The organism is Streptomyces sp. CA-135486 (assembly GCF_050936555.1).
GTDB lineage: Bacteria > Actinomycetota > Actinomycetes > Streptomycetales > Streptomycetaceae > Streptomyces.
Genome location: NZ_JBNJMM010000001.1, coordinates 1,120,833 through 1,133,373, shown reverse-complemented (window position 1 = coordinate 1,133,373; position 12,541 = coordinate 1,120,833). Strand labels below are relative to the sequence as shown.

The 12,541-nt window shown below is 68.3% G+C and carries 8 protein-coding genes; 3 read left to right on the top strand and 5 right to left on the bottom strand.

What is annotated here, in order from left to right:
* Nucleotides 1–123: 123 nt before the first annotated feature.
* The gene (locus tag ACQEVG_RS05155) at nucleotides 124–1,749 is read right to left on the bottom strand and encodes a YfbK domain-containing protein (protein WP_432977671.1); all 1,626 of its coding nucleotides are present in this window, start codon (nucleotides 1,747–1,749) and stop codon (nucleotides 124–126) included.
* Nucleotides 1,750–2,192: 443 nt separating this feature from the next.
* On the opposite strand from ACQEVG_RS05155, the gene ACQEVG_RS05150 reads away from it, so the two are divergent.
* Nucleotides 2,193–2,795, top strand: coding sequence for a DNA-binding response regulator (locus ACQEVG_RS05150; RefSeq protein WP_432977668.1), 603 nt, complete (start codon nucleotides 2,193–2,195; stop codon nucleotides 2,793–2,795).
* Between the two features lie 106 nt (nucleotides 2,796–2,901).
* On the opposite strand, the gene ACQEVG_RS05145 is transcribed toward ACQEVG_RS05150, so the two are convergent.
* Nucleotides 2,902–3,762, bottom strand: a complete 861-nt coding sequence (locus ACQEVG_RS05145; protein WP_432977665.1) for an ABC transporter permease — start codon at nucleotides 3,760–3,762, stop codon at nucleotides 2,902–2,904.
* Nucleotides 3,759–6,551 (bottom strand): alpha/beta fold hydrolase, encoded by a 2,793-nt coding sequence (locus tag ACQEVG_RS05140; RefSeq protein WP_432977662.1) that lies wholly within the window; start codon nucleotides 6,549–6,551, stop codon nucleotides 3,759–3,761. Before ACQEVG_RS05140 ends, ACQEVG_RS05145 begins: the two co-directional genes overlap by 4 nt.
* 317 nt (nucleotides 6,552–6,868) lie before the next feature.
* On the opposite strand from ACQEVG_RS05140, the gene ACQEVG_RS05135 reads away from it, so the two are divergent.
* Nucleotides 6,869–8,056, top strand: a complete 1,188-nt coding sequence (locus tag ACQEVG_RS05135) for a S8 family peptidase (RefSeq protein ID WP_432977659.1) — start codon at nucleotides 6,869–6,871, stop codon at nucleotides 8,054–8,056.
* Nucleotides 8,057–8,240: 184 nt separating this feature from the next.
* Here the strand turns inward: ACQEVG_RS05135 and ACQEVG_RS05130 are convergent, their stop codons facing one another.
* Nucleotides 8,241–8,606, bottom strand: coding sequence for a MerR family transcriptional regulator (locus ACQEVG_RS05130; protein ID WP_432977656.1), 366 nt, complete (start codon nucleotides 8,604–8,606; stop codon nucleotides 8,241–8,243).
* 91 nt (nucleotides 8,607–8,697) lie between these two features.
* Here ACQEVG_RS05130 and ACQEVG_RS05125 point away from each other — a divergent pair, with 91 nt between their 5' ends.
* Nucleotides 8,698–9,177, top strand: a complete 480-nt coding sequence (locus tag ACQEVG_RS05125; RefSeq protein WP_432977653.1) for a hypothetical protein — start codon at nucleotides 8,698–8,700, stop codon at nucleotides 9,175–9,177.
* A gap of 451 nt (nucleotides 9,178–9,628) precedes the next feature.
* Here the strand turns inward: ACQEVG_RS05125 and ACQEVG_RS05120 are convergent, their stop codons facing one another.
* Nucleotides 9,629–12,313 (bottom strand): NACHT domain-containing protein, encoded by a 2,685-nt coding sequence (locus ACQEVG_RS05120; protein ID WP_432977650.1) that lies wholly within the window; start codon nucleotides 12,311–12,313, stop codon nucleotides 9,629–9,631.
* Between the last annotated feature and the right edge of the window lie 228 nt (nucleotides 12,314–12,541).

The window sequence follows — 12,541 nt, the reverse complement described above, 5'->3', positions numbered from 1 at the left end:
CCGGGCGTGACGCTGCCATGCTGAAACCACGCGAGCAGGCCGCGCGAGGTGCGGACCCGCTGAAGCCGCGCCATACACGTCAGGCACGGCGCGGCCCCCTGAAACCGCGCCGTGGCCGGCTCCTCAGTCCCGCAGCCTCCGGGCCCGGTCAATCGCATCCGCCAACTGCCGCACCGTGCTGTCCTCCGTCGCGGTCGCCAGCTTCCTTGCCCGCTCGGCAAGCGTCCCCAACCCCGGCGCCCCCGGCATCGAACCACCCCTCAGCGACTCCGCGAAGTACGCCGCCACCGCAGTGACCTGGAGCCTCTTGGAACTGCCGTCCCACAGCGCGCCGTCCACCGCGTCCGTCTCGATCGAGCCCGTCTGCTCGTGCGGCGCCCGCGTCCCCGGGTCCAGCCAGCGCACGGTCGCCGTCGCGAGATGCCCGCTCGCACCCTCCCTCAGCCGTACGGCATAGAGCGCCGTCACCGTGTGGCCCGGGCCCACCTCGCCGCCGTCCACCCGGTCGTTGCGGAAGTCCTCGTCCGCGACCGCGCGGTTCTCGTATCCGATGAGCCGGAACTGCTTGACCGTCTTCGGGTCGAACGCCACCTGGGCCTTGGCGTCCCGCGCGCGCAGTTCGACATGGGTGGGCAGCTGCTCGACGAAGACCTTCCTTGCCTGCTCACTGGAGGACACATACGTGGTGTGCCCGTCGCCCTTGTCGGCGAGCCGTTCCATCAGCGCATCGCCGTACTCACTGCCGACCCCGACGCCGAAGAGCGTGATGCCGTACTCCCGCCGCGCGCCGTCGATCCGGTCGAGGATCGCGTCCGCCCCGGTCTCACCGGTGTTGGCCAGCGCATCGGAGAGGAGCACCACCCGGTTGGTGGCTCCGCGCCGACGGCCCTCGACGGCCTCGTCGTAGCCCGTCTTCACCCCCGCCTCGACATTGGTGGAGTCGGTGGGCTCCAGACTGTCGATGACCGAGTGGATCCGGTCGCGGTTGCCGTCGAGCCGGGTCATCCGCAGCCGCGTCTTGGCCTCGTCGCTGAAGGTGACCAGTGCGATCGAGTCGTCGTCGCGCAACTGGTCGGTGAGGATCCCCAGCGACTCCTTGACCAGGTCGAGCCGGCCCGGTTCGGCCATCGAGCCGGAGATGTCGATGACGAACGTCAAGGCAGCGGGCGGCCGTTCCCCCTTGCGGTCGGATGTGCGGGTGGCGAGCCCCACACGCACCAGCGACCAGTCCGCACCGCCTGCCTCACTGCCGGCCTCCCCTCCGCCCTGCCCGCTGATCTCGCCGTCCGCACTCTGCGGCCGCGCACCGTCCACCGTCACCGAGAAGCCGTCGCCCGTGGGCCGCGGATAGTCCTGCCGGAAGCTGTTGATGAACTCCTCGGGCCGGATGTCACCGGCCCGGGGCAGCTGCCCGTCCTCCAGCGTGCGACGGGCGTAGCCGTACGAGGCGGTGTCCACGTCGAGCGCAAAGGTCGACAGATAGTCGGGCGCCACAGGCTTGGACTCCCGCGCTTCGTCGCGCTGCCGCTGCCCCTCCGCTCCGCCGTCAACCCCCGTCGCGGGCGCGCCCCCTCCGCCGTCCGGCGCCACCGGCGCGGGAGCGGGCTTTGCATCGCTGTGGGAGCTCCGGTCGGTACTTCCCCCGGCGCCGCCACAGCCGGTGGTCAGCAGCATGCCGCCGGCCAGCACCGCGGCGGCCACTCTCCGGTACGTCCGTGAGCCCCCGCACGCCCTTGAGCCAAGCTTCATCTTCACTCCCCTGGTCGTCAGCACTTGTGAATGTGACGTGCGAGACGGCCCCAAGGAGCAGACGAAGGAGTTGCGGATGAATCTCAATGCGGCAACGGCGGTCCCGGCGGTCCGGAGTTGCCCCGGCCCGGTGAACAACTCCCCCAGTGGCACCGGTGTTCGATCAGCCCTCTTCCCATTCCAGCGTGATCGCCGCGGCGCCGGAAGCCAAGGCACTGGCAATGACTCGCCAGTCCCTGAAGAGGATCTTGTCACCGCATGCAATCGTGTGCGTACATGAAGTGGTATGCGGATCCGGGGGGACGGACCGCGTGCCTGCATGAAAGGCGGGGGGATGATCTGTCATGGCAGTGGGGGTGGTTCCGGGCTCCGTGCTCGGTCGGGAGGTCTCGCGGTCTGTCCTGCGCGACGCACCGGGACAGCAGGTTCAAGGAGTGCCACAGGTGCGCGCGGCGCTGACCGGCCTGGTCCGTTCCGCGCGCCATGAGCTCCTCAGTTTCGACAATCCGGCGGGCGCGCTGGGCCACGGCATCCCGGAACCCTTTCTGGAATTCGCGGGCGCGTGCGTGCGCACGGCCGCCGAACAGACCGCGACAGTACGACGGATCGCACCCAGGCACGGGCTGACCCATCTCACGGAGCCGTGGCGCAGCCCCGGCGCGGCCCGGGTGACGGACAGCATCCCGTTCAAGATGCTCGTCGCGGACCGGTCGGTGGCGGCTGTGCCCCTCGATCTGGAGCTGCTGTACAACGGCGTTCTGCTGATCCGCGACCCCGTGGTCGTCCAGGCTCTGGTCCGCGCCCACCGCACCTGGTGGGACACCGGCCACGAACTGACCCGACATACCGTGGCCGACGCCGTGCCGGCCCATCTGCAACCGGTACTCAAGGCCCTGCTGGCCGGCCTCACGGACGAGACGGCCGCGACCCGCCTCCGCATGTCGGGGCGTACATACAGCCGCCGCGTCGGTGAACTGCTCACCGCCCTCGGCACGACGAGCCGCTTCCGGGCGGGTGCGGAAGCAGCTCGTCGAGGCTGGATCTGATCGGACCTGGGCACACCAGCGCTCAGCCCAGTCGGACCTGGCGCCGTCAGAGCCAGACCCAGCGTCGGGGCTGGGCACTGCGGCGGCTGCGAGGCCCGGGCGCGAGCTACGACACGATGTCCTTGCGGGAGAAATTCCGGAAGGCCAGTGCGAACAGCACCAGGGCGTATGTCACCGACACCGCAGCGCCCTTCACCATGCCGTTCCACTCCAGCTGTGGCTGCAGCGCGTCGATCCATGCGAACTGCCAGTGGGCGGGCAGCACATCCCGCCACGAACCGAGCGCCGTGACCGCGTCCAGCACATTGCCGATGATCGTCAGTCCGACCGCTCCGCCGACCGCGCCCAGCGGGGCGTCGGTCTTGGTGGACAGCCAGAACGCAAGCCCTGCCGTGACCAGTTGGGAGACGAAGATGAACGCCACGACCAGCGCAAGACGCGCCACTGAGTCGCCGGCGGCCAGGGAGCCGCCACCCGTGGGCAGCTTCAGCGGGCCCCAGCCGTATGCCAAGGTCCCCGCCGCCAGACCGACCAGCGGCAGCAGCACCATCGCCGCCGCGCTGAAGCCGAGCGCCACCGCCAGCTTGGACCACAGCAGCCGGGAGCGCGGGACGGGGGCGGCCAGCAGATAGCGCAGAGAGGACCAGCTCGCCTCCGAGGCCACGGTGTCCCCGTGGAACAGCGCCACCGGCACCACCAACAGAAAGCCCGCCGAGACGAACAGACAGGTGGCGGCGAAGTTCGCGCCGGACGCGGTTGCCGTGTCCATCAGGGTCACCCGGCCGCTGTCCCCGCCGTCCGGCGTGCCGCCGATCGCGAAAGCAGCGATCAGGATGAGGGGCAGCGCGGCAAGGATCCCCGCCATCACCAGCGTCCGCCTGCGCTTCAGCTGCCGTACCGCCTCCACCCGCAGCGGCAGCGTGTGGCGTGCCCGGTAGCCCGGGGCCGACTCGGCCAGCGTGCTCATGCGGATCCTCCGATCAGGGTGAGGAACGCATCCTCCAGGCGGCGGTGCGGACCGACACCGGTCAACGGCACGTCCAGACGGACGAGTTCGGCGATCATGCCGGTGGCGGTGGCTCCGTCGAGGCGTACGAGCAGTCCTTCGTCCGTACGGGACGCCGAACCGATCCCCGGCAGCGCGGCGATCTTCTCGATCACCGGCTCCGGCACCGCACCGGCGGTGGTGACGAGCAGCGTGTCGCTCCCGCCGGTGATCTCACCGACCGGTCCTGCCTGCACCAGCCGGCCGCGGTCCATGACCACCAGATGAGTGCAGGACTGCTCCACCTCGGAAAGGAGGTGACTGGAGACGATGACGGTCCGGCCCCCGGCCGCGTACCGGATCATCACGTCCCGCATCTCGCGGATCTGCGGCGGGTCGAGTCCGTTCGTCGGCTCGTCGAGGATCAGCAGATCCGGCATGCCGAGCATGGTCTGGGCGATGGCGAGGCGCTGCCGCATGCCCTGCGAGTAGGTGCGTACGGCACGGGCGAGGGCGTCGCCGAGGCCGGCGATCTCCAGGGCCTCCTCGATGTGCGCGTCCTCGGCGGGGCGGCCCGTGGCCCGCCAGTAGAGCTCCAGATTGTCGCGGCCCGACAGATGCGGCAGGAAGCCGGCGCCCTCGACGAACGCGCCGACCCGCGAGAGTACGGGCGCGCCGGGGCGGATGGCGTGGCCGAAGACGCGGATCTCGCCCTCGTCGGGCCGGATGAGTCCCATCAGCATCCGCAAGGTGGTGGTCTTGCCCGCGCCGTTGGGTCCCAGGAGGCCCAGCACCTGGCCCTTCTCGACACGGAAGGACAGCTCCCGTACGGCGTACCGCTCGGCGGACTTGGCGTACCGCTTGGTCAGCCCGGTGATCTCCAGGGGCACTTCGGCCAGCTCGGGCGCAGCCGCCGGGGCGACCGCCCGGCGGCGGGCGCTGAGCAGCAGGGCTGCCGCGAGCAGTGCGCCCGCGGCCGGGAGCGCCCAGGTCCACCAGGGCAGTCCCGCGGCCTGGGTCTTGACGGCGGGCGCGGTCGGCACGGTCAGCGCGCCCGCGGCAGCCCCGCCACCGAGGAGGGAGACGGTGTACGTGGCGGGGGCGGCCGGGGAGGCATAGCCGAGGTCGGTCGCGGACAGGACCAGGCGCAGCCGGTGTCCGGCGTCGACCTCGTGGTCCACGGCGGGCAGGGTCAGTTGGACGTCCTTGCCCTGCTCGGCGCCCTCTACCCGGACCGGGGCGACAAGCTGGGAGGGCAGCACCTGTCGGCGCCCGTCGGGCCCGACGTCGTACACCTTCCCGAACAGGACGGCGGCACCGCTGCTGGAGGCAACCTTGACGCGGACGGTCGGAGAGCCCGTGATCCGCAGCGAATGCGCCAGCGGCGCGGAGTCGAAGCGGGCGGACTGGCCGGGGAAGTCTAGGGAGAGGCCGAGACCGAGGGAGGAGAACTGGGTGAGCCCGCCGCTGAGACCGGGGACGGCGGAGATGGCGGGCGGGTTGGCTCCCGCCGGGTTGGCGAAGCGCTGTTCGCGGCCGGTGAGCGGGATCGCTCGAGCCCCGCTGGCCAGACCGGGGTAGCGGTCGCCGGTCGCGCCGCGCAGCAGCGCTCGGCCGTCGGTGGAGTCAACGCCTCCGGTTCGGCTGACACGGAAGGCGGGTCCGGTGTCCGCGCCCTTGTCCTGCTTGAGGTAGCGGTCGAACCAGTTGCTGATACGACCCTCGATGCGGCCGCTCTCCCGGTCACCCCCGTCGTGGCCACCGGCGATCCAGTCGACGGCGACGGGCGCGCCGTTGGCAGTGATCCGCTTGGCCATGGCGTCGGCGTGCGCGAGCGGGAAGAGCGAGTCGGCCTGGCCCTGCACGATGAGCGCGGGAACCTTGATGCGGTCGCCGACGGCGGAGGGGCTGCGGCGTTCGAGGAGCCGCCGGGCCGCGGCGTCGGGCTTTCCGGCGACGGCGACGCGCTCGTACATGGCGCAGAGTGCGGGCTCGAACCGCCCGCAGCCGCTCGGGTTGTCGGGGCGCGAGGCCGCACCGGCTCCGGGTGCGCTGTTGCCGGCCGAACCACCCGCCGACCCGCCCGTCGTCCCACCGCTCGGGCTGTCGCCCACGGGCGCCTCGGTAGATGCGGCGCCGTCCGGCGCACCCACCGATCCCGCGGAGCCTGTCGAGAAGAAGATTCCGGCCCAGAGCTTCTTGAAGACGCCGTCGGGGAAGAGCGCGTCGGCCAGGTTCCAGTAGGTGATCTGGGGTGCGATCGCATCGACGCGCTTGTCGTGCCCGGCCGCGAGCAGGGAGATCGCCCCGCCGTAGGAGGAGCCGGTGACGCCGACACGCGGATCGCCGTCGGCGTCCAGCTGTACGTCGGGCCGTTTCGCCAGCCAGTCGATGAGCCGTGAGACGTCCTTGACCTCGAAGTCGGGGTCGTTGAGCCCGATCCGCCCGGTGGAGCCGCCAAAGCCGCGCGCGGACCAGGTGAGTACGGCGTATCCGTCGCGGGCCAGCTTCTCGGCCTGCTCGTGTACATCGTCCTTGCTGCCGCCGAAACCGTGTCCGAGAAGCACGGCGGGCCGGCGCTTCGTGCCGCCGGTCGTGAAGTAGGAGGTGTCGATCTTCGCCCCGGGCATCTCCTGCACCCGGTCCTCACGGTGCACGGCCGGTGCGCCGTCGTCGGCGACCGCGGTCCAGGTGCCCGCGCCGGCGAGGACGGCAACGGCGGCGACGCCTGCGAGCCATCGGCCCCGCGGCCGGGGAAGTCGGATCTGCATGCCTGAAACCCTAAGCGGATCCCCTGTGCACTCTCGGCTGCCGCCAGGCGGAACCGGGGAGCCTCCTCGAGTAGTACGGAGCACGGTCGCCGTACACCAGACGCGGTATGCACCCCGAGATGGACGAAGCGGAATCAAAGGTGACAAAGACGTCTTTTCATGGCCTGACGGATGTTCACAATGTGTGGATCCGTCACCCGCCACATGACGATGCTGTCTTGTGTCGCACGTCACGTCACGAGACCCTGGTCAGCGCATATGCAGCTGCTGGCACCATGCACGCCCGTACTTGTCCGTTAACGGTCAACGAAAGGTAGGTGCACGAGATGAGAGCCACTGCCCGACGCTTCGGGGCGCTGATACCCGTAATCGCCCTTGCCGCCGGTCTCCAGTTCGCCGCCTCCCCCACCGCGCAGAGCGCGCCCATCGGCGATCTTCGTCTCGCTCCCACTGCAACTGCCCTACAGAACAGCTGGATCGTCGTCCTGAAGGACGGCACCACACGCGCCGCTGATCTGGGCGTCACGCCGAAACTCACCTACCGCAACGTCTTCCAGGGCTTCTCCACGACGATGTCCAGCGGGAAGGCCGCGAAGCTCGCCGCCGATCCGCGCGTGGCGTACGTCGAACAGAACGAAACGGTCCGCCTCAGCGCCACCCAGTCCAACGCGACCTGGGGCATCGACCGCGTCGACCAGCGGAATCTGCCGCTGTCCAAGACGTACACCTACAACACGACCGCGTCGAATGTGAACGCGTACATCATCGACACCGGGATCCGCACTACCCACAGCGAGTTCGGCGGCCGCGCAAGCGTCGGCACGGACACGGTGGGCGGCGGCCAGAACGGCCAGGACTGCAACGGCCACGGCACGCATGTCGCCGGCACGGTCGGCGGCAAGACGTACGGCGTCGCCAAGGGCGTCAAGCTGATCGCCGTCCGCGTCCTGGACTGCCAGGGCTCCGGCACGACGGCCGGGGTCATCGCGGGCGTCGACTGGGTGACGGCCAACGCGAAGAAGCCGGCGGTCGCGAACATGAGCCTGGGCGGCGGGGCGAGCACCTCGCTCGACAACGCGGTGAAGAAGTCCATCGCCTCGGGCGTCAGCTACGCGATCGCCGCGGGCAACGGCAACATCCTGGGCCTGCCGCAGAACGCGTGCAACTACTCGCCGGCCCGCGTCCCCGAGGCGATCACGGTCGGCGCGACGGACAGCGCGGACCGTCGGGCGTCGTTCTCCAACTATGGAACGTGTCTTGACCTGTTCGCGCCAGGCGTGAACATCACGTCGTCGTGGAAGGACAGCGACACCGCGACGAACACGATCTCCGGCACCTCGATGGCCACCCCGCACACGGTGGGCGTCGCGGCGCTCTACCTGTCGACCCACGCCACGGCGACCCCGGCCCAGGTCCGGGACATGCTGGTGAACGGCGCAACGAACGGCAAGGTCCAGGACCCGCGTACGGGTTCGCCGAACAAGCTGCTGTACTCGCTGTTCTAGCCCTTGCCTGCCAACTGCCCGAGGAGCTCCTGCCCAGCCGGGCACGGACGCTCCTCGGGCAGAAGCCTGCCCGCGGCGTCCAGTTCACCGTCCCGCACGAGGGCGTGGATCCGGTGCGCGAGCGCGTCGTGACCTGGTCAGGGGTCAGTCACCGGTCAGGGCCGCGACGTTCTCAACCACGTAGTCAGCCGGGTTGGCCGACCGCCCGCAAGGGGCATCCAGTGCCGACGCGCGTAGCGAGTTCGGCCCGCAGGATGACAAGTTCGGCCATACGTACGTCGATGACCTTGATCTTCTCCTCGAACAGTGCAGACAGCGCTTCTGCAGCATCCGGCGCCTCGCTCAGTTCTTCGCCGTGCCGCGCGATCTCCGCCAGAGAGAATCCGAGCATCTGCGCGGTGCGGACATAGTGCAGCCAGGCCACTGCCTCGGGCGGAAAGTCGCGATACCCGTTGGCCAGCCGCCGACCTGCGACGAGGCCGACCTTCTCGTAGAACCGGATGGTGTCTCTGGTCACGCCCGCCTGCGCGGCCAGCTCTCCGATACGCATAGCCCTCCGTCGGATGATGAGCTTGACCTTGGAGCGTACTCCACTGTTTACCGTGAGGCGTCGCTGCCGTGAGACCAGCAGGAGCCTCGTTGTGATCCGTCTTTTCGCCCCCGCACCCCCCACCTATCTTCGCGTCGTACGCGCAAGCGCCTGGTACGACCTCTTCGTCACGGCGGGATTCGCGACGCCGTGGACGTACGCGCTGGTGCACGACACGCTGTCATCTTTGGGCAACGCACTCGGGCTGGGCGTGCTGCCCGAACTCGACCCGGTGCAGACCCTGTACGCGAATCTGATGGGTTCGGTCGTGGTCGTCTGGGCCGTCCTGCGCATCGTCAGGCCGCTGCCGGTGCACGGACTGCTCGACGGCATCGCGCGCACGCTGTTCGCGGCATGGCAGGCGTACGCGCTGGCTCACGGTGCCATGCGGCTGCTGTGGCTGTTCTTCACCATCGAGGTGGCGTTCGGCCTCGTCCAGCTTGTGCCGTGGTGGCGGAACTGGCACACGAACTTGTTGGATCACGAAGCCGACCCGACCGATGGGCACCCGCTCGGCACAGCGAGTCAGTGAGGCCCGGCTTGGGCCACATGCACCGGCACCCCTCACACGTGCTCCTGCTCGATGACTGCACCGGTGGACTACCTGATCAACCGGCCCCGTCGCTGAGCCCTGACCAGGAGACCCATGTCAAGCCTCGCTCACAGTCCTTTCTGCGGCAGGCACACTTCGCGGATCAACGTTGCCAAGTCCGGGCTTTCAGGGCTTCCTCACTCATGCGGCACGCTGCACGAGCTCTTCGATGAGCTGGGTGCGCCTGAGTCGGTGGCCTTGAACGGGTTCGTCGATGGACACGACCCTACGACGGGCCGACCGGGCCATATCTTCCTCGCAACTGTCATGGCCTCGCGCTCTTCATTCCGTGACCTGCACCTGGCACAGGTCATACGAGCGCGAACCTCAGGACATCGCGGGGCCCCAGAAAACGAATGCTGCAACTCGACGTCCGTGAGGTCCATCCGAGTCACGTTGCTCCATTGACCTTGCTGGCGTCGATTACCTCGAAACGCTCGTGCAGTGCCCCTGCGTCGACCAGGATTTGGTCCGGGTGTATGCCAATCGTGCGCAGCGTTGGGTGGGCGGCCAGGGAGGACAGATCCACGGGCGTGGGGCTGTGGTCGAGGATTAGGGTGTGAAGCTGCGAGAAGGCTGCCAGCCAGTACCAGGTGACGGATTGGTCAGACTGAAGCCACAGGTGGGTGAGCTTGCGGTGGACGATGCCTGCCAAGAGGTTGTTGGAGCCCAGACCTTCGCCGATACGCAGTCGTGCGCGACCGCCGAGGTTTTGCAAGGCGCCGAGTTCCGCCAGCGTCACTACGTCGAAGTAGATGTCGTCCCCGGTCATTTGGGAGATCACGTCTTCGGCGTACTGGTCGGTGTCGAAGTGGTGCCAGGCGATGGCCAGCTGGGTGCGAACTCCTGGATCGGGGCAGTTGGCATAGCGGGCGAGGATGGGTATGGCGGCGTCACCCCCGATGAGCATCGCTGTCTGCACGGTGAGAGAGGCTGCCTCCGGCTCCAACCCGTCGGGTCCGGGAAGCAGCTCCAGGACGACCGGTCCTACCTGAGCCAGGTCACGCGCCTCTGAAACGCCCTTGGGCGGGATCAGGGCACTGGCGCGGCGCTCCACCTCGGTGCGGATCGAGGGAGCGAGCTGGGTGGCGTGCTCCAGGGACGCCATGGCCAGCAGGTGCAGCTGGGTACGGCGTCGTGGTGTGTTGGCGGTATCGCCGCGGGCAATGAGTTCGGCCAGGAGCTCGGCGCGCTCACTGGGGCGCGCGTGGGCTATGGCCATGCGGATGACGTCTTCCCACTGACTGTCCGCAGCACGCAGGACCAGAAGGGCCAGGTCTCCCTCTTCTACCGCCGCCTTGGCACCGAGGTAGTCCTGGAAGGTGCGGTGGATGAAGTCAATGGTCCCGGGAACGGGTTCGCGTAGTACACCGCTGCGCAGCAAGAGGTGACGAAAGATCTCTTGCGCGGTGCCCTGACTGACAGCGGCCGAGACGGAGGGGAGGGTCTGGGCGATGATTCTTTCGGCCTGGGTTCGCTCAAGTTCCGACTTGCCGTTCAGGAGGAACTTATAGGCCAGTCTCTGAAGAAGTTGGGTCTTGGGTTCCTCGGTGAGTTCGATGCCGTCTATGGCCGACATAGCCCGCTCGATGTCACGACGGGAGAGGAGCATCGACAAGGCCGCGTCGTAGAGGTCTTTGCGGGCACGCGGGAGATAGCCGCGGCGGTCTCGGTGCAACGCGCAGATGAGACCGCACATCAGCGGGTTCGTCGCCAGGCGGGAGAGGTCTCCCTTGGTGCGGACCGCAGCCGTCAGTGAATGCTCGTAGGTGTCCAGGAGCTGGCGCTCGGCGTCATCACCGCTGCGCGCAGCGGTGTGCCAGCGGCGGATGAAGTGAGTGACATCGCCGCGGCTCATCGGAGCCAACGACAGCTCGGTGAATCCCTGGGCCTCCAGCCATCGGTCGCGTACGGCCGACGGGCGGGAAGTAATGAGCCACAGGTTGTCCGGGTACGCAGAGATCAGATCGCGGAGCCAGACCTTGGTACGGTCACGGACCTTTTCCGGCACTTCGTCCACACCGTCCACCAGGAGCAACCCACGTCCAGCACGCAGGACGCGGTCGGTCCAACCGCGAGGTTGCGCATCGGCCAGGGGACTACGGACGGCGGCCAGGAAACGGCCGGGTGTGGGGAGGTCGTGCCACAGGTGGGTCAAAGTACGGAGCGCGAGAACAAAGGGGACACGGCCGGACAGGGGCGCCAGATGACGTCCATTGCCAGCCCCCTGGCGGGCAGTGGTCACAGCCAGCCACTGCACCAGGGTGGTCTTACCCGAACCCGCGACTCCGCGCAGCAGCACCCGATCCCGCCCGGCCAAGACGTACTCGGCGCGGATCGGGGCTTGGCGACCGCGCTTGTCCATGCCCAGTTCCAAGCTGAGATAGGCGGTGTCCAGGGGCCATTCGTCTGGGGAGTTGGTGAAGTCGATGCCGTAAATAGTCAGGGTGCCGTGCTTGTCGATGATGTGCTCGGCGTAACGAGCCTCGAAGATGGTGTCCTCGGCGAGCACCGACGGGGTGCGCTCAAGAAGCAGATCGATCCGCGCGATGGAATCGGCGAGCTGGCTGCTATGGCTGACCAGGGTGCGCGCGACGAACGTGGAGCGCTGGGTGAAGAAATGCAGGATGTGGAGACAGGCGACCTCCAGCAGCACGTCGTGCAGCCGTGCGGCGTCGTCGGACAGATGGTAGGTGGTGCGGGGGTCGGTATCGCGCAAACGTTTGGCGAGCGCTTTGTGCCCCAGCTGTACGGCCTGTACGTCATCCATCTCCAGGTTGCCCAGGCATTGCACAGTGTGAGCCAAGGCGATAGCAACGGCCTCTTCCTCATCAGCGCTGACCGGCCGCTCATGGGCGCCTGCGGATACGACGGCACGCCGGACTAACTCAGCTGTGATCTTCTGCAGCTCCTTCTCACCCAGACTCCGCTTCTCTCCGCTGAATGTGACCAGCCCGGAGATCTTGACCGGCCTGTCGACGAGACCGGCCCCGGGCCCATCCGCGGTGAAGAGTTTTCTCACCAAAGGCACGACAGCACTCGAAGCAAGTCGAGCACCGATGGCCGCAGCATCCACGTGTCCCCCAGCCGCCTTTCCCAACCTTCAGAGAGTAGGGCGCGGCAACCAGGACGCACCACCGAATCAGGCATGCCCCTTGCGCTGCTCTGCCATCCGGATGTTGTCCACGTGTGGGATTGCCGCTACGCGCCCCGTAGCGGCAGCGTCTCACCGTGGAGAGGCCCGACAATGAGCCAAGTCAAGCAGTGTTCATAGTCCTTTTGGTCATGGCCGCAGTTCACCTTG

Excerpts from the sequence above, each read along its gene's own strand:
- ACQEVG_RS05155 (WP_432977671.1), bottom strand. The coding sequence starts at position 1,749 with ATGAAGCTTGGCTCAAGGGCGTGCGGGGGCTCACGGACGTACCGGAGA.
- ACQEVG_RS05145 (WP_432977665.1), bottom strand. The coding sequence starts at position 3,762 with ATGAGCACGCTGGCCGAGTCGGCCCCGGGCTACCGGGCACGCCACACG.
- ACQEVG_RS05140 (WP_432977662.1), bottom strand. The coding sequence starts at position 6,551 with ATGCAGATCCGACTTCCCCGGCCGCGGGGCCGATGGCTCGCAGGCGTC.
- ACQEVG_RS05130 (WP_432977656.1), bottom strand. The coding sequence starts at position 8,606 with ATGCGTATCGGAGAGCTGGCCGCGCAGGCGGGCGTGACCAGAGACACC.